General features: G+C 66.5%; 27 protein-coding genes, 1 tRNA gene and 2 pseudogenes. 27 read left to right on the top strand and 3 right to left on the bottom strand.

Annotation, left to right across the window (positions count from 1 at the left end):
• Positions 1 to 103: 103 nt before the first annotated feature.
• On the top strand, positions 104 to 1,243 hold the full coding sequence (locus IDM45_RS12195) for a GGDEF domain-containing protein (protein ID WP_209423076.1): 1,140 nt from the start codon (positions 104 to 106) through the stop codon (positions 1,241 to 1,243).
• Positions 1,244 to 1,286: 43 nt separating this feature from the next.
• Here IDM45_RS12195 and IDM45_RS12190 read toward each other — a convergent pair whose 3' ends face one another.
• A complete protein-coding gene (locus IDM45_RS12190) occupies positions 1,287 to 2,594 on the bottom strand; it encodes an HD-GYP domain-containing protein (RefSeq protein ID WP_209423075.1) in 1,308 nt (435 codons plus the stop codon).
• A gap of 126 nt (positions 2,595 to 2,720) precedes the next feature.
• Between IDM45_RS12190 and recG the strand changes: the two are divergent.
• The 7 genes and pseudogenes from recG to ubiA all read left to right on the top strand — a co-directional run bounded on the left by recG (position 2,721) and on the right by ubiA (position 8,681).
• Positions 2,721 to 4,822 (top strand): annotated as a pseudogene (gene recG, locus IDM45_RS12185) (ATP-dependent DNA helicase RecG).
• An 82-nt stretch (positions 4,823 to 4,904) separates the two neighbouring features.
• Positions 4,905 to 5,489, top strand: coding sequence for a hypothetical protein (locus IDM45_RS12180; RefSeq protein WP_209423074.1), 585 nt, complete (start codon positions 4,905 to 4,907; stop codon positions 5,487 to 5,489).
• Between the two features lie 28 nt (positions 5,490 to 5,517).
• Entirely contained in the window at positions 5,518 to 5,685 is a 168-nt protein-coding gene (locus IDM45_RS12175) for a hypothetical protein (protein WP_209423073.1), read from the top strand.
• The gene (locus IDM45_RS12170) at positions 5,682 to 6,158 is read left to right on the top strand and encodes a type II toxin-antitoxin system VapC family toxin (RefSeq protein ID WP_209423072.1); all 477 of its coding nucleotides are present in this window, start codon (positions 5,682 to 5,684) and stop codon (positions 6,156 to 6,158) included. The genes IDM45_RS12175 and IDM45_RS12170 overlap by 4 nt, the downstream gene beginning before the upstream one ends.
• 6 nt (positions 6,159 to 6,164) lie before the next feature.
• Positions 6,165 to 7,130, top strand: coding sequence for a LysR substrate-binding domain-containing protein (locus IDM45_RS12165; protein WP_209423071.1), 966 nt, complete (start codon positions 6,165 to 6,167; stop codon positions 7,128 to 7,130).
• 44 nt (positions 7,131 to 7,174) lie between these two features.
• Complete coding sequence (locus IDM45_RS12160) at positions 7,175 to 7,738, top strand: Dps family protein (RefSeq protein ID WP_232653956.1); 564 nt, start codon at positions 7,175 to 7,177, stop codon at positions 7,736 to 7,738.
• Between the two features lie 59 nt (positions 7,739 to 7,797).
• Positions 7,798 to 8,681 (top strand): annotated as a pseudogene (gene ubiA, locus IDM45_RS12155) (4-hydroxybenzoate octaprenyltransferase).
• A 12-nt stretch (positions 8,682 to 8,693) separates the two neighbouring features.
• On the opposite strand, the gene proC reads toward ubiA, so the two are convergent.
• Positions 8,694 to 9,527 carry a pyrroline-5-carboxylate reductase gene (gene proC / locus IDM45_RS12150; RefSeq protein ID WP_209423070.1) on the bottom strand — a complete coding sequence of 278 codons (834 nt, stop codon included), beginning with the start codon at positions 9,525 to 9,527 and terminating at the stop codon, positions 8,694 to 8,696.
• Between the two features lie 92 nt (positions 9,528 to 9,619).
• Entirely contained in the window at positions 9,620 to 11,125 is a 1,506-nt protein-coding gene (gene glpK / locus IDM45_RS12145; RefSeq protein ID WP_209423069.1) for a glycerol kinase GlpK, read from the bottom strand.
• A 147-nt stretch (positions 11,126 to 11,272) separates the two neighbouring features.
• Between glpK and IDM45_RS12140 the strand changes: the two genes are divergently transcribed.
• The 19 genes from IDM45_RS12140 to IDM45_RS12050 all read left to right on the top strand — a co-directional run bounded on the left by IDM45_RS12140 (position 11,273) and on the right by IDM45_RS12050 (position 22,059).
• On the top strand, positions 11,273 to 12,847 hold the full coding sequence (locus IDM45_RS12140) for a glycerol-3-phosphate dehydrogenase/oxidase (RefSeq protein ID WP_209423068.1): 1,575 nt from the start codon (positions 11,273 to 11,275) through the stop codon (positions 12,845 to 12,847).
• Between the two features lie 235 nt (positions 12,848 to 13,082).
• Positions 13,083 to 13,451: a 50S ribosomal protein L14 gene (gene rplN, locus IDM45_RS12135; RefSeq protein ID WP_106683476.1), complete on the top strand. Its 369-nt coding sequence runs from the start codon at positions 13,083 to 13,085 to the stop codon at positions 13,449 to 13,451.
• 13 nt (positions 13,452 to 13,464) lie between these two features.
• A complete protein-coding gene (gene rplX / locus IDM45_RS12130; protein WP_209423067.1) occupies positions 13,465 to 13,785 on the top strand; it encodes a 50S ribosomal protein L24 in 321 nt (106 codons plus the stop codon).
• Positions 13,786 to 13,796: 11 nt separating this feature from the next.
• Complete coding sequence (gene rplE, locus IDM45_RS12125; RefSeq protein WP_209423066.1) at positions 13,797 to 14,336, top strand: 50S ribosomal protein L5; 540 nt, start codon at positions 13,797 to 13,799, stop codon at positions 14,334 to 14,336.
• 11 nt (positions 14,337 to 14,347) lie between these two features.
• Positions 14,348 to 14,653, top strand: coding sequence for a 30S ribosomal protein S14 (rpsN, locus tag IDM45_RS12120; protein ID WP_209423065.1), 306 nt, complete (start codon positions 14,348 to 14,350; stop codon positions 14,651 to 14,653).
• 21 nt (positions 14,654 to 14,674) lie between these two features.
• A complete protein-coding gene (rpsH, locus tag IDM45_RS12115; protein ID WP_106683472.1) occupies positions 14,675 to 15,070 on the top strand; it encodes a 30S ribosomal protein S8 in 396 nt (131 codons plus the stop codon).
• Between the two features lie 25 nt (positions 15,071 to 15,095).
• Complete coding sequence (gene rplF / locus IDM45_RS12110) at positions 15,096 to 15,629, top strand: 50S ribosomal protein L6 (protein ID WP_209423064.1); 534 nt, start codon at positions 15,096 to 15,098, stop codon at positions 15,627 to 15,629.
• An 11-nt stretch (positions 15,630 to 15,640) separates the two neighbouring features.
• Positions 15,641 to 16,003 (top strand): 50S ribosomal protein L18, encoded by a 363-nt coding sequence (rplR, locus tag IDM45_RS12105; protein ID WP_209423063.1) that lies wholly within the window; start codon positions 15,641 to 15,643, stop codon positions 16,001 to 16,003.
• Positions 16,004 to 16,018: 15 nt separating this feature from the next.
• Complete coding sequence (rpsE, locus tag IDM45_RS12100) at positions 16,019 to 16,540, top strand: 30S ribosomal protein S5 (RefSeq protein ID WP_106683469.1); 522 nt, start codon at positions 16,019 to 16,021, stop codon at positions 16,538 to 16,540.
• 17 nt (positions 16,541 to 16,557) lie between these two features.
• Positions 16,558 to 16,743 carry a 50S ribosomal protein L30 gene (gene rpmD / locus IDM45_RS12095; RefSeq protein ID WP_209423062.1) on the top strand — a complete coding sequence of 62 codons (186 nt, stop codon included), beginning with the start codon at positions 16,558 to 16,560 and terminating at the stop codon, positions 16,741 to 16,743.
• Positions 16,744 to 16,753: 10 nt separating this feature from the next.
• Positions 16,754 to 17,185, top strand: a complete 432-nt coding sequence (gene rplO, locus IDM45_RS12090; protein WP_209423061.1) for a 50S ribosomal protein L15 — start codon at positions 16,754 to 16,756, stop codon at positions 17,183 to 17,185.
• A 27-nt stretch (positions 17,186 to 17,212) separates the two neighbouring features.
• On the top strand, positions 17,213 to 18,529 hold the full coding sequence (secY, locus tag IDM45_RS12085; protein WP_209423060.1) for a preprotein translocase subunit SecY: 1,317 nt from the start codon (positions 17,213 to 17,215) through the stop codon (positions 18,527 to 18,529).
• A 166-nt stretch (positions 18,530 to 18,695) separates the two neighbouring features.
• Positions 18,696 to 18,809 carry a 50S ribosomal protein L36 gene (gene rpmJ, locus IDM45_RS12080; RefSeq protein ID WP_003050535.1) on the top strand — a complete coding sequence of 38 codons (114 nt, stop codon included), beginning with the start codon at positions 18,696 to 18,698 and terminating at the stop codon, positions 18,807 to 18,809.
• A 27-nt stretch (positions 18,810 to 18,836) separates the two neighbouring features.
• On the top strand, positions 18,837 to 19,202 hold the full coding sequence (gene rpsM / locus IDM45_RS12075) for a 30S ribosomal protein S13 (RefSeq protein ID WP_091569047.1): 366 nt from the start codon (positions 18,837 to 18,839) through the stop codon (positions 19,200 to 19,202).
• Between the two features lie 16 nt (positions 19,203 to 19,218).
• Entirely contained in the window at positions 19,219 to 19,623 is a 405-nt protein-coding gene (gene rpsK, locus IDM45_RS12070; RefSeq protein WP_209423059.1) for a 30S ribosomal protein S11, read from the top strand.
• 116 nt (positions 19,624 to 19,739) lie between these two features.
• Positions 19,740 to 20,363 carry a 30S ribosomal protein S4 gene (gene rpsD, locus IDM45_RS12065; RefSeq protein WP_209423058.1) on the top strand — a complete coding sequence of 208 codons (624 nt, stop codon included), beginning with the start codon at positions 19,740 to 19,742 and terminating at the stop codon, positions 20,361 to 20,363.
• Positions 20,364 to 20,490: 127 nt separating this feature from the next.
• Entirely contained in the window at positions 20,491 to 21,483 is a 993-nt protein-coding gene (locus IDM45_RS12060) for a DNA-directed RNA polymerase subunit alpha (protein ID WP_209423057.1), read from the top strand.
• Between the two features lie 81 nt (positions 21,484 to 21,564).
• Positions 21,565 to 21,957 (top strand): 50S ribosomal protein L17, encoded by a 393-nt coding sequence (gene rplQ, locus IDM45_RS12055; RefSeq protein WP_209423056.1) that lies wholly within the window; start codon positions 21,565 to 21,567, stop codon positions 21,955 to 21,957.
• A 25-nt stretch (positions 21,958 to 21,982) separates the two neighbouring features.
• Positions 21,983 to 22,059: transfer RNA gene (locus tag IDM45_RS12050), tRNA-Met, on the top strand.
• Positions 22,060 to 22,110: the final 51 nt, after the last annotated feature.

Raw genomic sequence — 22,110 nt, 5'->3', positions numbered from 1 at the left:
ACTTGCCGGCTTGCGGCTGGCGCTGTGCCTGCAGGCGGCGGCCCGGGATGCTCCCTTTTCCTGCAGGCGCCACTGCCCGCGCCGCGCACGCGCTTTGCCCGCCATGGATGCTGCCTTTATCTGGGACAAGAGTTTCATCACCGACCTGCCCGATGTGGACGAGCAGCACCAGGAGCTGGTGGCCCTGTTCAACGAGATCCAGCGCGCCCTGTTCGCCCCGGCCGATGCCAGCCGGGAGGCGCAGGTGGGTGACGTGTACAAGCGGCTGCTGGCCTATACCGAATACCACTTCCGCGAAGAGGAAGAGCTGATGCAGCGCATCGGCCTGGACGAGCGCCACCTGGAGCTGCACCGCAACCTGCACCTGCAATTCGTCGAGCAGATCCACCTGCTGTGGGCGCAGCGCGCGCACTGGAGCGACGCCGGCACGCCGCTGGTGGGCTTTCTGACCTCCTGGCTGGGCCTGCACATCCTGGGCGTGGATCAGTCCATGGCGCGCCAGATCGCCGCCATCGAGTGCGGCACCAGCCCGGGCGAGGCCTTCGAGAGCGAGCGCGACGCGCACGACAAGGGCACGCAGGTGCTGCTCAAGATGATTGGCCGGCTGTATGCCGTGCTGTCCACGCAGAACGCGCAACTGGCGCGCGCCAACGAAAACCTGGAAGAGCGCGTGGCCCAGCGCACGCGCGAGCTGGAGCAGCTCAACGCCCGGCTGCACGCGCTGTCGCGCACCGATGCGCTGATGGGCATTGCCAACCGGGCGCACTTCAACGAGCGCCTGGAGCAGGTCTGCGCCCAGGCCCGGCGCGCGCAGCGGCCCCTGGCGCTGGTCATGATCGATGTCGATCATTTCAAGCGCTACAACGACTATTACGGCCACCCGCAGGGCGATGCCTGCCTGCAGGCGGTGGCGCGCGCCGTGGGCGGTTGCGTGCAGCGCGAGACCGATTTGCTGGCGCGCTACGGCGGCGAGGAGCTGGTGGCCATCCTGACTGAGACCGACGAGCGCGGCGCCTTGGAGGTGGCCATGCGCATGTTGCAGGCGGTGCGCAACCTGCAGCTGGCGCACGCCGATGCGCCGCTGGGCTGGGTGACCATCAGCGCCGGCGTCCATGTCGGTGTGCCGCCCGTCGATGGCCCGGCCGGCAACGGCTCGGCGGCCATGGTGGCGCGCGCCGATGCGGCGCTGTACCGCGCCAAGCAGCAAGGGCGCGACCGCTGCGTGGTCGAGTCCGGCATTTGAGCGAATCCGGCGTTTGCGCCCGCCAGTCAAGCGCTGGGTGCTATCAGAATGTTGTGCCGGACAGGGCTGCCGGGGCGCCGTCGGCAGCGCCCTGCCAGGGCGCGCCCTGCAGGCCGCTCCACAGGCTGTGCAGGTCGGGGAAATTCCAGCGCGCCGGGTCTTCGCGCGCGGCGATGCGCTCGGTGCAGCCGGCGGCGGCCAGGTCGATCAGCTCGGGCGGGATGCGCAGGTCGGACTTGAGCGAGAAGAAGGCCCTGACCTGCGGCGCCAGCAGCGTGCCGCCGCCTTGCTGCACCACCACCGCCAGCCGCCCCGACTCCAGGCGCACCAGCGAGCCTATGGGATAGATGCCCACGGTCTTGACGAAGGCCTGGAACAGCCGCGCGTCCAGGTGGCTGCCCGTCCAGGCGGTCATCTGGCGGATGGCCTCGGCGGGATCCCAGCCCCGCTTGTAGCAGCGATCGGACGTGATGGCGTCATAGACATCGCAAATGGCCGCCATGCGGGCGAAAAGGCCCAGCTGCGCGCCGTGCAGGCCGTCGGGATAGCCTTTGCCGTCCATGCGCTCGTGGTGGTGCAGGCAGGCGTCCAGCACCTGCTCGTCGCTCACGCCGGACGCCTTGAGTAGCTCCCAGCCCCGGCGCGCGTGGTGCCTGATCTGGGCAAACTCGGCATCGCTCAGCCGGCCCGGCTTGTTGAGCACCTGCAGCGGCACCGCCGCCTTGCCCAGGTCGTGCATCAGGCCGGCCAGGCCGGCGCTGCGCACCTGGCCCTCGTCCAGGCGCAACTGGCGCGCCAGCGCCGTCATCAGCGCGCACACGGCCACGCTGTGCATGTAGGTGTAGTCGTCGGCGGTCTTGAGCCGCGCCAGACTGATCAGCGCGCCGGGATTGCGCGCCACCGAGTCGGCAATCTCCTGCACCAGCTCGGTGGCCGCGCCGGCGTCGATGGCCTGGCCCATGCGCGCCTGCTGGAACATGGATAGCACGGCCTGGCGGGCGCGGCGGCAGATCTGCGCGGCGCGCGCGGCCTCTTGCTGCAGGCTGGCCGGGTGGAGCGCCAAGGCGCAGCCGCAGGTGCCCGGCTTGGCGTCCGCCAGCGCGGGTTGCACGGGCCGGGCGCTGGCGCCCTGCGCTGCAGCCGGCGCGTGCGGCGTGGGCTGCGCGACATCCTGGCCGCGCGCCAGGTCGATCCACACCTCGCGCAGCCCGGTGGCGCGGATGCGCGCCAGATCCTGCGGCTCTTGCAGCAAAAAACCCGTGCGCCAGAAAGGGTGGTGCATCCAGGAGCCGCAGAACTCATGCACATACATGCCCAGGGCCAGTTCCTCGGTGCGGATTCGCTTGAGCATGGGCGTGCAGCAGGCTGGATGGATGGGGCAGGGCAGTGGCGGCGGTGGAATTGGCCCGCATGGTAGCCTTTTCGCCGTGCCCAGAACCCGCCTTGCCCCCCCGAACCGGCCCAGCACGCGCCTGCTGTGCAAACGACTGTCAAACCCGCCGCCAGCCCGGCCAAGAAGGCCCTGGAAAAACTCGGCCTGGTGCGCGACATCGACCTGGCGCTGCACCTGCCGCTGCGCTACGAGGACGAAACCCGCATCACCCCGATCGCCAGCGCGCGCGAGGGCCAGATGGTGCAGATCGAAGGCACGGTGACCGCCAGCCAGGTGCAGCTACAGCCGCGCCGCCAGCTGTTGGTCACGCTGCAGGACGCCAGCGGCAGCAGCTGCGAGCTGCGTTTCTTCAGCTTCTACCCCTCGCACCACAAGACCATGGGCGTGGGCGCGCGGCTGCGTGCGCGCGGCGAGATCCGCGGCGGCTTCTGGGGCCGGCAGATGCTGCATCCGGCCGTGCGCAGCGCCGATGCCGAACTGCCCGCCGCCCTCACCCCGGTCTATCCAACGGCGGCGCAACTGCCCCAGGCCTATCTGCGCCGCGCCATCGCCACGGCCCTAACGCGCGTGCAGCTGCCTGAGACGCTGCCCGCCGGCCTGCCCCCGCCGCCGTTGGCGATTTACCGGGAAAACGCCGGGAAAACCGCATGGAGCCTGCGGGAAGCGCTATTGTTCTTGCACAGGCCGACACCCGATGTGGCGCTGGCGACGCTGGAAGACCACAGCCACCCGGCCTGGCAGCGCCTCAAGGCCGAGGAGCTGCTGGCCCAGCAGCTGTCGCAATTTGCCGCCCGGCGCGAGCGCGCGCAACTGGCCGCCCCCGTGCTGCGCCCGAGCGCGCAGGGGCAGCCGCTGCACGAGCAGCTGCTGGCCGCGCTGCCCTTTGCCCTCACGGCGGCGCAGCGGCGCGTGGGCGAGGAGATTGCGCGCGACTTGGCCCTGAGCCGGCCCATGCACCGGCTGCTGCAGGGCGATGTCGGCTCGGGCAAGACCATCGTCGCCGCGCTGGCCGCGTGCATCTGCATAGCCGCCGGCTGGCAGTGCGCGCTGATGGCGCCCACGGAAATCCTGGCCGAGCAGCACTTTGCCAAGCTGATCGGCTGGCTGCAGCCGCTGCTGGCCGAGCGCGGCCTGGGCATCGCCTGGCTGGCCGGCGGGCAAAAAAAGAGCGAGCGCACGGCCATGCTGGGCGCCATTGCCGATGGCACGGCAGCCCTGGTCGTGGGCACGCACGCCGTGATCCAGGAGCAGGTGCGCTTTGCCCGCCTGGGGCTGGCGGTGATCGACGAGCAGCACCGCTTTGGCGTGGCCCAGCGCCTGGCGCTGCGCAAGAAGCTGGCCCACCTGGGCCAGGAGCCGCACATGCTGATGATGAGCGCCACGCCCATCCCGCGCACCCTGGCCATGAGCTACTACGCCGATCTGGACGTGTCCACCATCGACGAGCTGCCGCCCGGGCGCACGCCGGTGGTGACGCGCTTGCTGGCCGACAGCCGCAAGGACGAGCTGATAGCACGCCTGGCCGTGCAGGTCGGCGTCGGGCGCCAGGCCTACTGGGTCTGCCCGCTGATCGAGGAGAGCGAGGCGCTGGATCTGGCCAGCGCCACGGCCACGCACGCCGAGTTGAGCGAAGCCCTGCCCGGGCAGGTCGTGGGCCTACTGCACTCGCGCCTGCCGGCGGCGGACAAGCGGGCCGTGATGGAGGAGTTCAAGGCCGGGCGCATGGGCGTGCTGGTCTCGACCACGGTGATCGAGGTCGGGGTCGATGTGCCCAACGCCTCGCTGATGGTCATCGAGCACGCCGAGCGCTTCGGCCTGTCGCAGCTGCACCAGCTGCGCGGGCGCGTGGGCCGGGGCGCGGCGGCGTCGGCCTGCGTGCTGCTGTACTCCACGGGCGACTCCGGCCGCCTGGGCGAGACTGCGCGCGAGCGCCTGCAGGCCATGCAGGACACCAGCGACGGCTTCGAGATCGCCCGGCGCGACCTGGACATCCGGGGCCGGGCGAGTTCCTGGGCGCGCGCCAGTCGGGCGATGCGCTCTTGCGCTTTGCCGACCTGACCGGCGACACCGGCCTGCTGGACTGGGCGCGCGAGGTGGCGCCGCTGATGCTGGAGCAATACCCGGAGCTGGCGGCGCAGCATGTGGAGCGCTGGCTTGGCGGCAGGGCAGACTTTCTGAAGGCATGAGCAGGCGCACAACGTGCAACGCACAACCCCTTGGGACGAACGCCTGCAATGCCACCGATGAGGCCATGCCTAAAATCGCCTGATGGACGCGCAACCTCTTTTGTTCACTCTGCAAGATGCCTCTGCCGGGTATGAGGTGACCCCGCAGCGCGTGCCCCTGGCGGTTTTGCGCGACTTCACCCAGGATGTGCAGGAGCTGCTGCAGGGCGACGCCGGCGAGCTCGATGCCAGGGCCTTGGAGGTCAGTGTCGTTGCCGGCTCCCTGGGCATCCGGACTCCACCCATCGCGGCTGCCGGCCTGTGGCGCGATCTGCACCAACTGGTGCGCTCGCAGCGTCTCGATGGCCTGGAGAAAAGGCGCCGCCAGGTGATCGAGCGCTGGCAGAAACAGGCGCGCGGCGCCCGCCGGTGCATCTTCGGCATCGACTCGCCTGGTGCGCCAGCGGCCCTGGCCGTATCCGTGTCCATCAGCGCCGCAACGGATTTTCACGCCGACGATGCAGATCAGTGGGTGCTGGTGGAGCGCTACTTGCAGGGAGAAATCGTCGAGCTGGGGGGGTCAGGAAAATCACGGCAGACATCCGTCTGCCCGATGGCACGCTGCTGCCCGTCCAGTCGGAGCGGGACGTGTTGCGTGACGACGCCTCCAACCGTCTGTACAAGGTGACCAGGGCGCGCTCCGTGCCGAATACAACGTGGCCACGCGCGCCTATCGCAACGCCCATCTGCTCGGTTTCGAGGAATGCCAGCCGGCGCTGGACGAGGCGCAGCTGGCGCGGCTGGTCGAGCGCGGCGCCAGGGCGTGGCGCGATGTACCCGACGCCAGCGCCTGGGTGGATGGCCTGCGCGGGGGCACCGCTTGATCTCCCTGCTGCTGGATACCAGCTATCTCATCACCCTGGCCGACCCTGCGCGAGCGCAGCATGGCGTCGCCGTGCAGTACCTGCGTCAGGCTCTGGCGCACGGCTGCCCGCTGTATCGGTCGGCCATCGTCGCCTCGGAATTCCAGGTGGGGCAGGCTGTGACGGATCTGCCGCTGCGCACCTTCCATGTGCTGCCGTTCAACATCGACCACGCCATGACTGCCGGCAATTTCATGCGCGCCCTGCAACGTGACCCGGCGGATGACCGGGTGGCAGTGAAGGACGACATCAAGCTGCTGGCACAGATGGCGTGCGAGTCGATCTCCCACATCCTGACGGAGGATGCCAACACCCTGGTGAAATACCTGGATCGCCTGCGTGGGCGCGCCCTGCTCGACGCCCAGGCCATCGTGTTGGCCCAGGGCTTTGATATGTCCTGGTTCCAGGGTGGGCAGAGGCCCTTGCTGGACTGAAATTTCATGACCTTGACCGAACTCAAATACATCGTCGCCGTGGCCCGCGAGCGGCATTTTGGCCGGGCGGCCGAGGCCTGCTATGTCTCGCAGCCGACGCTGTCGGTGGCCGTCAGAAAGCTCGAAGACGAGCTGGAGGTCAAGCTGTTCGAGCGCAGCACGGGCGATGTCAGCGTCACGCCGCTGGGCGAGGAGATCGTGCGCCAGGCGCAAAGCGTGCTGGAGCAGGCCGCTGCCATCAAGGAGATCGCCAAGCGCGGCAAGGATCCGCTCGCTGGCGTGCTGACCCTGGGCGTGATCTACACCATCGGCCCCTATCTGCTGCCCGGCCTGGTGCGCAATGCCATCGCCAACACGCCGCAGATGCCGCTGATGCTGCAGGAGAACTTCACCGCGCGCCTGCTGGAGATGCTGCGCACCGGCGAGATCGACTGCGCCATCCTGGCCGAGCCTTTTCCGGACACCGGGCTGGCGATTGCGCCGCTGTACGACGAGCCTTTCATGGCCGCCGTGCCGTCCAGCCACCCTCTGGCAGGCCAGGAAGCGGTCACGGCCACCGAGCTGAAGAACGAGACCATGCTGCTGCTGGGCGCGGGCCACTGCTTTCGCGACCATGTGCTGCAGGTCTGCCCGGAATTCGCCCGCTTCGCCAGCAACGCCGAGGGCATCCGGCGCACCTTCGAGGGCTCGTCGCTGGAGACCATCAAGCACATGGTTTCCGCCGGCATGGGCGTGACGCTGGTGCCGCGCCTGTCGGTGCCGCGCGATGCGCTGCATACCGGCGTGCGGCGCCGAAAGAGCGACGATGCCCACATCCGCTACCTGCCCATCACCCCGGACGACAGCGGCGGCCCGCCGGTGCGCCGCGTGGTGCTGGCCTGGCGGCGCAGCTTCACGCGCTACGAGGCCATCGCCGCGCTGCGCAATGCCGTCTATGCCTGCGAGCTGCCGGGTGTGAAGCGGCTATCCTGAATCGGTTTCGCCACCCATCCCAACCCTCTCAAGGAGAACCCTCGATGGCCAAGACCCCGAGCAGCAAGACCGGCGCTGCCAAGCCCGCCAAGCCCGCCAAGGCTGTGAAAGCCGCCCCCAGCGCCGCCGCCGGCGTGCCGCGCATCAACATCGGCATCAGCGAGCAAGACCGTGCCGCCATCGCGCAAGGCCTGTCGCGCCTGCTGGCCGACACCTACACGCTGTACCTGACCACGCACAACTTCCACTGGAACGTCACCGGCCCGATGTTCAACACGCTGCACGCCATGTTCATGGAGCAGTACACCGAGCTATGGAACGCCGTCGATCCGGTGGCCGAGCGCATCCGCGCGCTGGGCCACCACGCGCCGGGCTCGTATGCGGCGTTTGGCAAGCTGGCCAGCCTGCCGGACGCGCCCGAGGCGCCGCCCGCCGCGCTGGAGATGGTGCGCATCCTGGTCGAGGGCCACGAGGCCGTGGCGCGCACCGCGCGCGAGCTGTTCCCGGTGGCCGACCAGGCCAGCGACGAGCCCACGGCGGATTTGCTGACCCAGCGCCTGACGGTACACGAGCAGACCGCGTGGATGCTGCGCTCGCTGCTGGAATAATCAATTTTGATAGCTGTTGGCGCTTGCCTGGCAAGGGTTTGCGCCTGTTTTGTCTTGAAATGACTGCTGCCCCGCCCCTGCCCGCGCCCTCGCGCCTGGCGCTGTACCTGAACCTGATCCGCTTCGACCGCCCGGCTGGCTGGCTGGTGCTGGTCTGGCCCACGCTCACGGCGCTGTGGGTGGCGGCGGGGGCTTTCCGGGCTGGCATCTGCTGGCCGTGTTCGTCGCCGGCACGGTGCTCATGCGCAGTGCCGGCTGCTGCGTCAACGACGTGGCCGACCGCGATTTCGACCGGCACGTCAAGCGCACCCAGGCCCGGCCCATCACCACCGGCCAGGTCAGCGTGCGCGAGGCGCTGGTGCTGGCTGCGGCGCTGGCGCTGGTGGCCCTGGCGCTGGTGCTCTCCACGCGCTGGCAGGCCGTGGCCTGGTCGGTGCCGGCGGTGGTGTTCACCGTGCTGTACCCGTTCACCAAGCGCTTTTTTGCCATGCCGCAGGCGTTTCTGGGCATCGCCTTCAACTTCGGCATCGTGATCGCCTTTGCGGCGGTGCAGGGCGAAGTGCCGGTGGCCGCCTGGGTGTTGTGGCTGGCCAATCTGTTCATGGTGCTGGCCTACGACACCGAGTACGCCATGGTCGATCGCGACGACGATCTGAAGATCGGCATGAAGACCTCGGCCATCACGCTGGGGCGCTTCGACGTGGCCGGGGTGATGGCGTTCTTTGCCCTGGCGCTGGCGCTCACCGGCGCGGTGCTGGCGCCCCTGGGCCTGGGCTGGCCGCTGTGGCTGGGCCTGGGCGCGGCGGCGGCGCAGGCGCTGTGGCATTACACGCTGATCCGCGACCGCACGCGGGCGGGCTGCTTTGCCGCCTTCAGCAAGAGCCACTGGATGGGGGCGGCGATCTTTGCCGGCGTGGCGCTGGGGTTTGCGCTGCGCGGCTGAAGACGCCAGGCCTCAGGCGCCGAACTGCGCCGCCAGCTCGCGCGCGCGCTGCTCGGCAGCGTGTATGGCGGCGATGAAGTGTTCGCTCATGCCGCCCGCCTGCATCCGCGTGATGGCGGCGTGCGTCGTGCCGCCGGGGCTGGTCACGCGCTGGCGCAGCACGGCCAGTGCGTCCGGCGAGCGCGCCGCCAGCTCGGCCGCTCCCTGGAAGGTGGCCACGGCCAGCTGGCGTGCCTGCTCGGCGCTCAGGCCCAGCTCGGCGCCGGCCTGCTGCATGGCCTCCAGAAACAGAAAGACATAGGCCGGCCCGGAGCCGGACAGGGCAGTGACGGCATCGAGCTGCGCCTCCTGCGCCACCCACAGCGTCTGCCCGGTGGGCGCCAGCACCTGCCCGACCAGCGCCCGACCAGCGGTATCGACGGCGGGGCGGGCAAACAGCCCGGTCATGCCGCGCCCGACCAGCGCCGGCGTGTTGGGCATGGCGCGCACGATGCACTCGCTGCACAGCCAGCGGGCGATGCTGTCCGTGGTGATGCCGGCGGCCACGCTCAGATGCAGGGCGCCGGGTGCCAGGTGCGGGCGTGTCTGCGCGGCGGCGTCGGCAAAGGTCTGCGGCTTGACAGCCCAGACGACCAGGGCGGCGCGCGCCAGCGCCGGCGTGGGCGCAGCCTGCGCACTCAGGCCGAAGCCGTCCTGCAGCGCCTGGCGCGCTGGCTCGAAGGGCTCGACGACTTCGAGCTGGGTGGCCGGCAGGCCTTGGCGCAGCAGGCCGCCGATCAGCGCACTGGCCATGTTGCCGCCGCCGATGAAGGCGATGGTGGTTTCGGGGGGGTGGGGATGGGTCATGGGAGCGAGGGGCGGGCAGACAGACAAAATAATGGTCAAAACACGCTCAAAGCCTTATGGGGCAAGTGGCGACAGCTATCTTTTTTTGATGATCATGGAGCGGGCAGCGCGGCCTGCGCCACGGCGTGTTCCCAGCGCGCCATCAGGCTTTGCGCCTGCTGCGGGGCCATGGTCGGCATGAAGCGCCGCTCGGCGCGCCACAGCGCGGCCAGCTCGTCCCGGTCGGCATAGACGCCGCTGGTCAGGCCTGCCAGGTAGGCCGCGCCCAGGGCGGTAGTCTCCACGCAGGCCGGGCGCACCACGGGGATGCCTAGCAGGTCGGCCTGGAACTGCATCAGCAAGTCGTTGACGCAGGCGCCGCCGTCCACGCGCAGCTCGGACACTGGCGCGCCGCCGGCGGCCACGGCGTCGCGGCTCATGGCGCCGAGCAGCGCGGCGCTTTGGTAGGCGATGGATTCGAGCGCCGCACGTGCGATGTGCGCCAGCGTGCTGCCGCGCGTCAGGCCGGTGATGGTGCCGCGTGCGTCGGGCTGCCAGTACGGCGCGCCCAGGCCGGTGAAGGCCGGCACCATCATCACGCCGCCCGAGTCGGGCACGCTCTCGGCCAGGCGCTGCACCTCGCTGCTGGCGCGGATGGCGTGCAGGCCGTCGCGCAGCCACTGCACCACGGCGCCGCCGACGAAGACGCTGCCCTCCATGGCGTATTCCGGCGTGGTGCTGGTCTGCGCCGCGCTGGTGGTGAGCAGGCCGTTGTGGCTGGTCTCGAAGCGCTGGCCGGTGTGCATCAGCATGAAGCAGCCCGTGCCATAGGTGTTCTTGGCCATGCCGGCGGAAAAGCACGCCTGGCCGAACAGCGCGCTTTGCTGGTCGCCGGCCACGCCGGCTATTTGTATGGCGCTGCCCAGCAGTTCCGGCGCCGTGCTGCCGAACTCCAGGCTGGCCGAGGGCAGCACCTCGGGCAGCAACGCGCGCGGGATGTCCAGCAGCGCCAGCAGTTCATCGTCCCACTGGTTGGTGTGGACGTTCAGCAGCATGGTGCGGCTGGCATTGGTCACGTCGGTGACGTGGCGTGTGCCGCTGGTGAGCTGCCAGATCAGCCAGCTGTCGATGGTGCCGAAGGCCAGCTCGCCGGCCTCGGCAGCGCTGCGCGCGCCGGGCACGTGATCCAGCAGCCACTGCAGCTTGGTGGCGGAAAAGTAGGCGTCGATCAGCAGACCGGTCTTTTGCTGGATCAGCGCCTCGTGGCCCTGCGCGCGCAGCTGGGCGCAGGCGGGCTCGGCGCGCCGGTCTTGCCAGACGATGGCGTGGTGGATGGGCGCGCCGGTCTTGCGGTTCCACACCAGCGTGGTCTCGCGCTGGTTGGTGATGCCGATGGCGCGCACCTGGCTCGCCTGGATGCCGGCCTGCGCCAGTGCGGCGCGCGCGGTGGCCAGTTGCGTGCGCCAGATCTCGCGCGCGTCGTGCTCGACCCAGCCGGGGCGCGGGTAGATCTGCGGCAGCTCCAGCTGCGCCTGGGCGACGAGGTGGCCGCTGCGGTCGAAGACGATGGAGCGGGAGCTGGAGGTGCCCTGGTCGAGGGCAAGCAGGTAGGGCGTCATGGCGGGCAAGCATACGACTGCCGCACGGGGCCTGGTGCTGCGCAATGCCGGGACGGAGCCGCAGCTCGTGCGCGATCCTGGGTAAACCCTGACACGAATCTTTCAACTGCGAGAAAATCCCGCCATGACCGCCAACACCACCGCCCCTTGCCCACCGACCGCACCGCGCTGCTCGCGCAGCTCGCCCAGCCTCGTACCTATGACCTGGCGGTGGTCGGCGGCGGCGCCACTGGCTTGGGCGTGGCGCTGGATGCGGCGGCGCGGGGCTTTTCCGTGGTGCTGCTGGAGTCGTACGACTTCGCCAAGGGCACGTCCTCGCGCGCCACAAAATTAGTACACGGCGGCGTGCGCTATCTGGCCCAGGGCAACATCGCCCTGGTGCGCGAGGCCCTGCACGAGCGCACCACGCTGCTGAACAACGCCCCGCACCTGGCGCAGCCGCTGGCTTTCGTCATGCCGTCGTACAAGCTGTGGGAGACGCCGTTCTACGGCACGGGCCTGAAGATGTATGACGCGCTGGCCGGCAAGGCCGGCCTGGGCGCCACGCAACTGCTGGGGCGCATGGAAACCCTGCGCTGCCTGCCCACGGCGCTGGCCGATGGCCTCAAGGGCGGCGTCAAATACTGGGACGGCCAGTTCGATGATGCCCGCCTGGCGCTGGCGCTGGCGCGCACGGCGGCGGCGCGCGGCGCCCTGCTGGTCAACTATTGCCCGGTCACCGATCTGCTGTACGAGGCCGGCAAGGTCGCCGGCGTGGTCTGCGAGGATGCGGAGGGCGGGCAGCGCTTCGAGGTGCGCGCACGCTGCGTGGTCAATGCTGCGGGCGTGTGGGTCGATGCGCTGCGCCAGCGCGATGGCGAGGCCGCCGGGCGCAAGTTCGCGCCCATGGTGGCGCCCAGCCAGGGCGTGCATCTGGTGGTGGATCGCGACTTCCTGCCCGGCGACCACGCGCTGATGGTGCCCAAGACGGCGGATGGCCGGGTGCTGTTCGCCGTGCCGTGGCTGGGCAAGCTGATCCTGGGCACGACCGACACACCGCGCCACGACCTGGCTCGCGAGCCCGTGGCCATGCGCGATGAGGTGGCTTTCATCCTGGGCGAGGCGGCGCGCTACCTGCGCCGTGCGCCCAGGGTGGAGGACGTGCGCAGCATCTGGGTGGGCCTGCGCCCGCTGGTCAGGCCGCAAGGTGACGATGGCGACAACACCAAGCGCATCAGCCGCGAGCACACGGTGATCGCCAGTGCCAGCGGGCTGGTGACGGTGACCGGCGGCAAGTGGACGACCTACCGCGCCATGGCCGAGGATGTGCTGGACAGATGTTTCGAGGCGGGTCTGTTGCCGCGTCGCGCCGGCGGCGTGACGGTGGCGCTGCCACTGGTCGGCGCGCCGACCGCCCGGCCACGCCACGGCATGAATCAGCCGCAGGGTCTGCACTCCTATGGCAGCGAGGCGGCAGCAGTGGCTGCGTTGCCTGGGGCCGATGCGGTGCTGGCCCAGGGCTACAGCGAAGCCATGGTGCGCTGGGCCGTGCGCTACGAGTACGCGCGCACCGTGGAAGACGTGCTGGCGCGGCGCGCGCGCGTGCTGTTTCTGGACGCCCGCCTGGCGGCAACGTTGGCGCCGCGCGTGGCGCAGCTCCTGGCCGAGGAGCTGCCGGGCCACGATCCGCAGCTGCCTGCTTTCCTGGAACTGGCGCATCAGTACGCCACGGTGCCCGCGTGAGCATCCTGCTCAACGCACAGCTTCAAAAGAAGTGCGCCTCAAGGTACTTGACGGGCAGTTCTCTTTTGGCGATACTTGCGGGCTTCGCGCTTTGCTGCGCGAGGCTTATCTGCCCAGCGGGAAGCGCCGCATACGGTTTGCGGCGTGGACGACGGGCCCAAGACTGACTGGCGTTGCGCCTTGTTCCTTGAGCGATCAAGGGCGGGGGCCGCTGGTACAAGTTGGGAATATTCAAATGATCCAGACAGAATCTCGGTTAGAGGTTGCCGACAACACCGGCGCCAAGTCCGTCCTGTGCATCAAGGTGCTGGGTGGCTCCAAGCGCCGTTATGCCAGCGTCGGTGACATCATCAAGGTCAGCGTGAAGGAAGCCGCTCCGCGTGGTCGCGTCAAGAAGGGCGAGATCTACAGCGCAGTGGTGGTTCGCACCGCCAAGGGCATCCGCCGTGCAGACGGTTCGCTCGTGAAGTTCGACGGCAATGCCGCCGTGCTGCTCAACGCAAAGCTGGAGCCCATCGGCACCCGCATCTTCGGCCCCGTGACGCGCGAACTGCGCTCCGAGCGCTTCATGAAGATCGTGTCCCTGGCTCCTGAAGTCCTGTAAAGGAAAAAGCACCATGAACAAGATCCGCAAGGGCGATGAAGTCATCGTGCTGACCGGTCGCGACAAGGGCAAGCGCGGCACCGTTGCGCTGCGCAAGGACGATTCGCACCTGGTCATCGAAGGCATCAACCTGGTCAAGAAGCACGTCAAGCCCAACCCCATGAAGGGCACCATGGGCGGCATCGTGGAAAAGGCCATGCCCATCCACCAGTCCAACGTGGCCATCTTCAACGCCGCCACCGGCAAGGCTGATCGCGTCGGCATCAAGGTGCAGGCCGATGGCACGCGCGTGCGCGTCTTCAAGTCCAGCGGCGCCGAAATCAAGACGGCTTAAAGGATTTCACCATGGCACGACTGCAACAAATCTACCGCGACAAGATCGCGCCCGAACTGAAGGAAAAGTTCGGCTACCAATCCGTCATGGAAGTCCCGCGCCTCACCAAGATCACCCTGAACATGGGTGTGGGCGAGGCCGTGGCCGACAAGAAGGTCATGGACAACGCCGTGGCCGACCTGACCAAGATCGCCGGCCAGAAGCCCGTGGTCACCAAGGCCAAGCGCGCCATCGCCGGCTTCAAGATCCGCGAAGGCCAGCCCATCGGCTGCATGGTCACCCTGCGCGGCGTGCGTATGTACGAATTCCTGGATCGTTTCGTCACCGTGGCCCTGCCGCGCGTGCGTGACTTCCGCGGCATCTCGGGTCGCGCCTTCGATGGCCGTGGCAACTACAACGTCGGCGTCAAGGAGCAGATCATCTTCCCTGAGATCGAGTACGACAAGGTGGATGCCCTGCGTGGCCTGAACATCAGCATCACCACGACGGCCAAGAACGACGAGGAAGCCAAGGCGCTGCTCGCTGGCTTCCGTTTCCCGTTCAAGAACTGAGGAAGGCGCATATGGCTAAGAAAGCTTTGATCGAGCGCGAACTCAAGCGCGAAAAACTGGCCGCCAAGTACGCTGCCAAGTATGCGGAACTGAAGGCCATCGCCGGCGACGCCAAGCGCACCGACGAAGAGCGCGAAGCCGCCCGCCTGGGCCTGCAGAAGCTCCCGCGCAACGCCAACCCGACGCGTCAGGTCAACCGTTGCGAGCTCACGGGCCGTCCGCGTGGCGTGTTCCGCCAGTTCGGCCTGGCCCGTCACAAGATCCGCGAACTGGCTTTTGCCGGTGACATCCCCGGTGTCACCAAGGCCAGCTGGTAAGCCAGGCAGGAGAGATACAACATGAGCATGAGTGATCCCATCGCTGACTTGCTGACCCGCATCCGCAATGCGCAGATGGTCTCCAAGTCCACCGTGTCGGTGCCGTCTTCCAAGGTGAAGGTCGCCATCGCCCAGGTGCTCAAGGACGAGGGCTACATTGATGGCTTCGAAGTCAAGAGCGAAGCCGGCAAGTCCGAACTGCAGATTGCCCTGAAGTACTACGCTGGTCGCCCGGTCATCGAGCGCATCGAGCGCGTCAGCCGCCCCGGCCTGCGCGTGTACAAGGGCTCCGCCGCCATCCCCCAGGTCATGAACGGCCTGGGCGTGGCCATCGTCACCACGCCCAAGGGTGTGATGACCGATCGCAAGGCACGCGCCACCGGTGTCGGCGGCGAAGTGCTGTGCTACGTGGCCTGATGCCGGCATCGAGGAGAAAACAGAAATGTCCCGAGTAGGCAAATCCCCCGTGGCCATCCCGCAAGGCGTGGATGTGTCCATGAGCGCCGAGCAGATCAGCGTCAAGGGCGCAGGCGGCTCGCTCTCGCTGCCCCAGAATCGTCTGGTCAAGATCTCGCAGGCCGACGGCAAGCTGAGCTTCGAGCCGGCCGATGAGTCGCGCGAAGCCAATGCCATGAGCGGCACCATCCGCCAGTTGGTCAACAACATGGTGGTCGGCGTCAGCCGTGGCTTCGAGAAGAAGCTCACTCTGATCGGCGTGGGTTTCAAGGCTGCTGCATCCGGCTCCAAGCTGAACCTGAGCATCGGCTTTTCCCACCCCGTGAACTTCGACATGCCTGCCGGCATCACCGTGGCCACCCCGACCCCGACCGAGATCGTGATCAAGGGTGCTGACCGCCAGGTGGTGGGCCAGCTGGCTGCCGAGATCCGTGCCGCTCGTCCACCCGAGCCCTACAAGGGCAAGGGCATCCGCTATGCGGACGAGAAGGTCGCGATCAAAGAGACCAAGAAGAAATAAGGAGCTGCAACATGTTGAGCAAGAAAGAGCAGCGTCTTCGCCGTGCCCGCCAGACCCGCATCCGCATCGCCCAGCAGGGCGTGGCGCGTCTGACCGTGCATCGCACCAACCTCCACATCTACGCCAGCGTCATTTCCGAAGACGGTGCGCGCGTGCTGGCCAGCGCCTCGACGCAGGAAGCCGAGCTGCGCCAGTCGCTGGGCAATGGCAAGGGCGGCAATGCTGCTGCTGCCAGCGAAGTCGGCAAGCGCATCGCCGAGAAGGCCAAGGCCGCCGGCATCGAGCGCGTGGCCTTCGATCGCTCGGGCTTTGCTTACCACGGCCGCGTCAAGGCCCTGGCCGAAGCCGCCCGCGAAGCCGGTCTGCAGTTCTAAGGGAGCGACACAACAATGGCTAAATTTCAACCCCGCGTGCAGGACGAAGGTCGCGACGACGGTTTGCGCGAGAAGATGATCGCGGTCAACCGCGTGACCAAGGTCGTCAAGGGTGGTCGCATCCTGGGCTTTGCCGCGCTGACCGTGGTCGGTGACGGCGATGGCCGTATCGGCATGGGCAAGGGCAAGTCCAAGGAAGTGCCCGCCGCCGTGCAAAAGGCCATGGAAGAGGCCCGCCGCAAGCTGTTCAAGGTATCTCTCAAGGATGGCACCATCCATCACCAGGTGACCGGCCACCACGGCGCGGCCCGCGTGATGATGGCTCCCGCCCCCAAGGGTACCGGCATCATTGCCGGCGGCCCGATGCGCGCCGTCTTCGAAGTCATGGGCATCACCGACATCGTGGCCAAGAGCCACGGCTCGTCCAATCCCTACAACATGGTGCGTGCAACGCTGGACGCTCTGGCCAACTCCACGACCCCGGCGGAAGTCGCCGCCAAGCGTGGCAAGTCGGTCGAAGACCTGTTTGCCGCCTGAGCCGGAGTCGACAAGCAATGACGACGCAAGAACAAACCGTGAAGATTCAACTGGTGCGCAGCCCCATCGGCACCAAGGAATCGCACCGCGCCACCATCCGTGGCCTGGGCCTGCGCAAGCTCAACAGCGTGAGCGAGCTCAAGGACACGCCGGAAGTGCGCGGCATGATCAACAAGATCAGCTATCTGGTCAAAGTCCTGTAAGAGGTCGATGATGGAACTCAATAGCATCCAGCCCGCAGCTGGCGCCAAGCACGCCGCTCGGCGCGTCGGTCGCGGCATCGGCTCCGGCTTGGGCAAGACGGCCGGTCGCGGCCACAAGGGTCAGAAATCGCGCTCGGGCGGCTACCACAAGGTTGGCTTCGAGGGCGGGCAGATGCCCCTGCAGCGCCGCCTGCCCAAGCGCGGCTTCAAGTCGCACCTGCTCAAGTACAACGCCGAAGTGACGCTCGCGGCCCTGAGCCGTCTGGACGCCGCCGAGGTGGACATGCTGGCCCTGAAGAATGCCGGCCTGATCGGTGAACTGACCCGCGTGGTCAAGGTCATCAAGAGCGGCGAGATCACTCGCGCCGTCAAGCTGTCGGGCATTGGCGCGACGGCAGGTGCCAAGGCTGCCATCGAGGCAGCCGGTGGCAGCGTGGCCTGATCGGGCAGACAGCTAAGGAAGGCATTCGTGGCAACGAACGCAGCTCAACTGGCGAAGACCGGCAAGTTCGGTGATCTTCGCCGGCGTCTGGTCTTTCTGCTGCTCGCGCTGGTCGTGTACCGCGTGGGCGCGCATGTGCCGGTTCCGGGTATCGATCCGGTGCAGCTGCAGCAGTTGTTCAAGAGCCAGGAGGGGGGCATCCTCAACCTGTTCAACATGTTCTCGGGCGGGGCGCTGTCGCGCTTTTCGGTCTTTGCGCTGGGGATCATGCCGTACATCTCGGCATCGATCATCATGCAGCTGATGACCTACGTGCTGCCTGCGTTCGAGCAGTTGAAGAAGGAGGGGGAGGCCGGTCGTCGCAAGACGACGCAGTACACGCGTTATGGCACCGTGGGCCTGGCGTTGTTCCAGTCGCTGGGCATCGCCGTGGCGCTGGAGAGCCAGGCCGGTCTGGTGATCGATCCGGGCTTTGGTTTTCGTCTGACCTCGGTCATCACGCTGACCACGGGCACCATGTTCCTGATGTGGCTGGGTGAGCAAATCACCGAGCGCGGGCTGGGCAACGGGATTTCCATCCTGATTTTTGCCGGTATCGCTGCCGGTCTGCCCAGCGCCATGGGCGGCATGCTGGAGCTGGTGCGCACCGGTGCCATGAGCATCATTGCAGCCATCTTCATCGTGTTCCTGGTGGGCGCGGTTACCTACTTCGTGGTGTTCATCGAGCGCGGTCAGCGCAAGATCCTGGTGAATTACGCACGTCGCCAGGTTGGCAACAAGGTCTATGGCGGACAGTCGTCGCACCTGCCGCTCAAGCTGAACATGGCCGGGGTGATTCCGCCGATCTTCGCGTCGTCGATCATCCTGCTGCCGGCCACGGTGGTGAACTGGTTCAGCGCGGGCGAGTCCATGCGTTGGCTGCGCGACATCGCCGGCACGCTGACGCCAGGTCAACCGATCTATGTGCTGTTGTATGCAACCGCCATCATCTTCTTCTGTTTCTTCTACACCGCGCTGGTATTCAACAGCCGTGAGACGGCAGACAACCTGAAGAAGAGTGGCGCTTTCATCCCCGGGATCCGTCCTGGTGAGCATACGGCGCGCTACATCGACAAGATCTTGCTGCGCCTGACGCTGGTGGGGGCGATCTACATCACCTTCGTGTGCCTGCTGCCGGAGTTCCTGATCCTGAAGTACAACGTCCCGTTCTACTTCGGCGGAACGTCGTTGCTGATCATCGTGGTTGTCACCATGGACTTCATGGCCCAGGTACAGAACTATCTGATGAGCCAGCAGTACGAATCGCTGCTCAAGAAAGCCAATTTCAAGACTGCAGCCAACTGATCCAGCTTTGTGGTTTTGGCGGATGAGGTATAGTCACCGGTTCGCCAAAATCAGCTGGTTGCCATGATGCCCAACGGTTGATCGCGGGGCACTGTTTTTTAGTTCCGCGCAAGAGCCGCGATCCCCGCGAGGGCCGGAACACTTTGGACAAGTTTAGGAGAAAGCAATGAGAGTTTCGGCTTCGGTGAAGAAGATCTGCCGCAACTGCAAAATCATCCGCCGCAAGGGCGTTGTGCGCGTGATCTGCACCGATCAGCGCCACAAGCAGCGCCAGGGTTGATTCGAACAAGACCGTTAGAGGACGCACATGGCTCGTATCGCTGGTATCAATATTCCGCCCCATCAGCATGCCGAGATTGGCTTGACCGCCATCTACGGCATTGGGCGCACCCGTGCTCGCAAGATCTGCGACGCATGTGGCATCGCTTATTCCAAGAAGGTCAAGGAATTGACCGACGCCGATCTGGAAAAGATCCGCGACCAGATCGCCCAGTTCACCATTGAGGGTGACCTGCGCCGTGAGACGACGATGAACATCAAGCGCTTGATGGATATCGGCTGCTATCGGGGCTTCCGTCACCGCCGTGGCCTGCCCATGCGCGGCCAGCGCACGCGCACCAATGCCCGCACCCGCAAGGGGCCGCGCAAGGGCGCAGCGGCACTGAAGAAATAAGGACTGAAAGAACCCCATGGCCAAGTCTCCCTCCAGCAACGCCGCCCAGCGCGTACGCAAGAAGGTTCGCAAGAACGTCTCCGACGGCATCGCCCACGTTCACGCGTCCTTCAATAACACCATCATCACCATCACCGACCGCCAGGGCAATGCCCTGTCGTGGGCTTCTTCGGGTGGCCAGGGCTTCAAGGGCTCGCGCAAATCCACTCCGTTTGCTGCTCAGGTGGCTTCCGAAATGGCTGGCCGTGCCGCCATGGAGCAGGGCATCAAGAACCTGGACGTCGAAATCAAGGGCCCTGGCCCTGGCCGCGAATCCTCGGTGCGCGCCCTGGGTGCCCTGGGCATCCGCATCACTTCGATCTCCGACGTGACACCGGTGCCGCACAACGGCTGCCGCCCGCAGAAGCGCCGCCGCATCTGATCGTTATCGTCAACCATTGACCTCCACCGCCACCCGGCGTCCATTGCGGCGCTGCAGGTGGCTCCCACAAGCGGTGGCGACCGCCTGCGGCAGCTGAAAATTTCAAGGAATCCCAAGTGGCACGCTATATCGGCCCCAAGGCCAAACTCTCCCGCCGTGAAGGCACAGACCTGTTCCTCAAGAGCGCCCGTCGCTCGATCGCGGACAAGGCCAAGTTCGACACCAAGCCAGGCCAGCACGGCCGCACTTCGGGCGCCCGTACCTCCGACTACGGCCTGCAGTTGCGCGAGAAACAGAAGGTCAAGCGCATGTACGGCGTGCTGGAAAAACAGTTCCGCCGCTACTTTGCCGAGGCCGAGCGCCGTCGCGGCAATACCGGCGCCAACCTGATGGGCCTGCTGGAGTGCCGCCTGGACAACGTGGTCTATCGCATGGGCTTTGGCTCGACGCGCGCCGAAGCCCGTCAGCTGGTATCCCACAAGGCCATCACCGTGAACGGTCAGTGCGTAAACATTGCCTCCTACTTGGTCAAGGCCGGTGACGCGGTGGCCGTGCGCGAAAAATCCAAGAAGCAGGCCCGTATCGTCGAGGCATTGCAACTGGCGCAGCAGGTCGGCATTCCGGCTTGGGTCGAGGTCAACGCCGACAAGGCCGAGGGTGTCTTCAAGAAGGTGCCGGATCGTGACGAGTTCGGTGCCGACATCAACGAGTCGCTGATCGTCGAGTTGTACTCGCGTTGATTCCCGGGGCGCACCAAGCGCCCATTGCGCACGCAAAAACCGTCCCCCATACCGCGAGGCATCGCGGTATGGGTGCTTCACCAGCCTTACCGGTGTAACGAGCTGGGGGTATTGAGAGGAAGTCTGCATGCAAACCAATCTGCTGAAGCCCAAGACCATCAACGTCGAGCAGCTGGGCCCCAACCGCGCCAAGGTCGAACTGGAACCGTTCGAGCGCGGCTACGGCCACACCCTGGGCAATGCCCTGCGCCGGGTGCTGCTGTCGTCCATGCTGGGCTACGCAGCAACCGAAGTGACGATCGCTGGGGTCGTACACGAGTATTCGTCCATCGACGGTGTCCAAGAGGACGTCGTCAATATCCTGCTGAACCTCAAGGGAGTAGTGTTCAAGCTGCTCAGCCGCGATGAGGTGACGCTGTCACTGCGCAAGGATGGTGAGGGCGTGGTCACCGCGCGTGACATCCAGACACCGCACGATGTCGAGATTGTCAACCCGGATCACGTCATCGCCTCGCTGTCTGCTGGCGCCAAGCTGGACATGCAGATCAAGGTCGAAAAAGGCCGGGGCTATGTGCCCGGCAACTTGCGTCGCTACGCCGACGAATCGACCAAGTCGATTGGCCGTATCGTGCTGGATGCCTCGTTTTCGCCGATCCGCCGCGTCAGCTACACGGTGGAGAGCGCCCGTGTCGAGCAGCGCACCGACCTGGACAAGCTGGTCATGGAGATCGAGACCAATGGCGCCATCACCGCAGAAGATGCAGTGCGCGCCTCGGCCAAGATCCTGGTCGAGCAACTAGCCGTGTTCGCGCAGCTCGAAGGCGGCGAGTTGGCAGCATTCGATGCGCCGGCCAGTTCGCGCAGTGCTGCCACGTTCGACCCCATCCTGCTGCGTCCGGTGGACGAACTCGAACTCACGGTGCGCTCGGCCAACTGCCTGAAGGCCGAGAACATCTATTACATCGGTGATCTGATCCAGCGCACCGAAAACGAACTGCTCAAGACGCCCAACCTGGGCCGCAAATCGCTCAACGAGATCAAGGAAGTGCTCGCCTCACGCGGCCTGACCCTGGGCATGAAGCTCGAAAACTGGCCGCCCGCCGGCCTGGACAAACGTTGATCGTTTTTTCCCCACTGGGGAGTGCTGCGGGCAGTACCTAATACGGCTGCCCGTTTTAATTGACTGAAAAAGGAAAGCACCATGCGTCACGGACACGGACTCCGCAAGCTCAACCGCACGACATCGCACCGCTTGGCGATGCTGCAAAACATGATGAACTCGCTCATCGAGCACGAGGCCATCAAGACCACCGTCCCCAAGGCCAAGGAATTGCGCCGCGTGATCGAGCCCATGATCACTCTGGCCAAGGAAGATACGGTGGCCAACCGCCGCTTGGCCTTCAACCGCCTGCGCAACCGCGACAGTGTGACCAAGCTGTTCAACGAACTCGGCCCGCGCTTCAAGGCTCGTCCGGGCGGCTACACGCGCATCCTGAAGATGGGCTTCCGTGTGGGTGACAACGCCCCCATGGCCTATGTCGAATTCGTCGAGCGTGCCGAAACAAAATCGCAAGAAACTTCGGACAACGCCTGAAAATAGGTTATACTTACGTTTCTGACGCGCGATGGAGCAGCCTGGTAGCTCGTTGGGCTCATAACCCAAAGGTCGGAGGTTCAAATCCTCCTCGCGCAACCAAATTCAGTAGGTTGATCTGCCATCAAAGACCCGCAACCAGCGGGTCTTTTT

Origin of the sequence: Melaminivora jejuensis, assembly GCF_017811175.1 — a bacterium.
Lineage (GTDB): Bacteria > Pseudomonadota > Gammaproteobacteria > Burkholderiales > Burkholderiaceae_C > Melaminivora > Melaminivora jejuensis.
The sequence above is the reverse complement of the archived record's forward strand: the minus strand, read 5'-3'. Positions and strand labels throughout refer to the sequence as shown.